Raw genomic sequence first — 2,130 nt, 5'->3', positions numbered from 1 at the left:
GCTGCACTCAAGTGCGGCGCCAGCGCAGCGCCAGCAAGGTAAGCGGCCAGGTCTGTCAGCATCGCGGCAGACAACCGACTGTCGTCTGTTTGCATGGTCTCACACGCATGAGCATCCAGTTCTCGGCGTAAGGCAGCCAGCACTCGGTGCAACAACTCCGTCTCCCATTTCCCTGCGGTTAGCGTGCCGATGTCCAGCGTTACGACGGACAACCGTAAGCTTAGAGGTACAGGGTAACTGGACAACAGCGCATCCAAGTCGTGCATCAGCTGATAGCGCACCAAGCGGCTAACGCGGGGCGGTAAGGCGTGGATCAAGACCGACGAGGCGCTGAGTACGAGGCGCATACGTTTGATACGGGAAGGGGGGGGGAGCGACACGCTGCTTCCTTGTTTTCGTGTTCACAAGTGATTCAACCCGCCTGGCGGTAAAGACCTGCCAGAGAACTGCCTTGGATAAAGCTAGGCTGTTCCATGATGTTTGGCAATCGTTTCCTGAGCGTTGCGGGAGGAGGTCACTGCCGCCGCGATTTCGTTGTTCTTGTCGCCATCGCACCAATTGATCTGCCACAACACCAGGTGATCGAGATGGCGGAAGGCAGACAGCCATTGCAGGGCCGGTGTTTGCGCAGCCTGGTCGAGGCTGCCGCGCAAGGTCTTGCGGTCTGACCTGCCCCCCGGATTAGGGCCAAGGCTTACTTAGTAAAGTCGATTAAAAATTCCTGCTTTTGCTCCAGCTCCGCTTGCTCCCCCGTGCGGAAGCCCGCCGCAAATGCGGCAGGCGTTTGATAGTTCAGCGAGCTGTGTGGTCGTGCTTCGTTGTAATCCTTCCGCCACACGGCAAGCTCGGCCCGAACATGCGAGAGACTCATGAACCAGTGCTCATTCAGGCATTCATCGCGTAAGCGCCCGTTGAAACTTTCGATATACGCATTCTGTGTGGGTTTGCCCGGCGGGGTCAGCTTCAGCGTGATTCCTCTGACACTGGCCCATTGATCCAGCGCGTTGCCGGTGAATTCCGGTCCCTGGTCGGTGCGGATTGCCGCTGGATAGCCCCGAAATCGAGCGGCCTGTTCCAACACCCGCACGACGTAATGTCCGGAGATTCCGTAATCAGCAACCAGGTCGATACATTCCTTGCTGAAATCATCCACGATGGTGAGCACTTTGATGCGACGCCCGTTGGCTAGCACATCGGAGACAAAGTCCATCGACCATACCGCATTCGGTTTCCCAGGGCGCTCCAGCGGCTCTCGCTCAACGGCTACACCATGGCGCCGCCTCCTGTGTTTCACCATCAAACCGGCTTCACGATATAGCCTGTAGACCCGCTTGTGGTTAACTCTGACACCATCTCGGCGCAGGAGAATGTGCAGGCGGCGATACCCAAAGCGGCGTCTCTCGTGGGCCAACTCAATCAGCCGGTCCTTCAAGAGCGTAATGTGGTCCGACGTCTTTGCCTGATAGGCATGGACGCTGCGTGACACCCCCACCAGCCGGCAGGCCCGTCGCTCCGAGATAGAGGTCATCTCGCGCATTCGCTGCACCGCCTCACGCTTCTGCTGCGGGGTTAACGCTTTACGCCGAGGGCCACTTTGAGTGCTTCGGCATCAAAAATCGCCTCGGCCAGTAAGCGCTTCAGTCTGGCGTTCTCAGTCTCGAGCTCCTTCAACCGCTTGGTGTCAGAGACATCGATGCCACCGAACTTGGCTCGCCAGTTGTAGAACGAGGCATCACTAAAGCCATGCTGGCGGCACAATTCCTTCACCGGAACGCCAGCCTCGGCCTGCTTCAAAAATCCAATGATTTGCTCTTCCGTGAAACCCTTCTTCAAGTTCGTTCCCCCTGTGTAAAACGAACTTTACTAAGTTTCGGGTGGCCCTGTTTAGGGGGGCAGGTCAGAGTGCTCGAAGCCAGCCTAAGTACCCAATTTTGAGGCAATATATAGAATATTTAGCGATGTATGCGTGGTTTATCAAGAAAGGATAAACTTATGTAAACTTGCTACAAAACACTTTGCCTCGCGCAGAATGTTTGCACGATGACAGCCAATTTGGTCTGTCCCGGGCTCAGTGGACACTAACTTAAGGTGGATAATCTCCACCAAGGAGTGTTCATGACCCAAACCCGT

2 protein-coding genes are annotated in these 2,130 nt (G+C 56.2%); both read right to left on the bottom strand.

Annotated features, from left to right (window positions below; all coding sequences use genetic code 11):
• Positions 1-461: 461 nt before the first annotated feature.
• The gene (locus tag NK214_RS24765) at positions 462-653 is read right to left on the bottom strand and encodes a hypothetical protein (protein ID WP_227106135.1); all 192 of its coding nucleotides are present in this window, start codon (positions 651-653) and stop codon (positions 462-464) included.
• A gap of 41 nt (positions 654-694) precedes the next feature.
• Positions 695-1,833 (bottom strand): IS3 family transposase gene (locus NK214_RS24760; RefSeq protein ID WP_227106136.1). Its coding sequence is split into 2 segments (ribosomal slippage): positions 695-1,587 and positions 1,587-1,833, totalling 1,140 coding nucleotides; the frame shifts between segments, so codons are not numbered across the junction.
• Between the last annotated feature and the right edge of the window lie 297 nt (positions 1,834-2,130).

Origin of the sequence: Chromobacterium sp. S0633 (genome assembly GCF_024158805.1) — a bacterium.
Classification (GTDB): Bacteria; Pseudomonadota; Gammaproteobacteria; order Burkholderiales; family Chromobacteriaceae; genus Chromobacterium.
The sequence above is the reverse complement of the archived record's forward strand: the minus strand, read 5'-3'. Positions and strand labels throughout refer to the sequence as shown.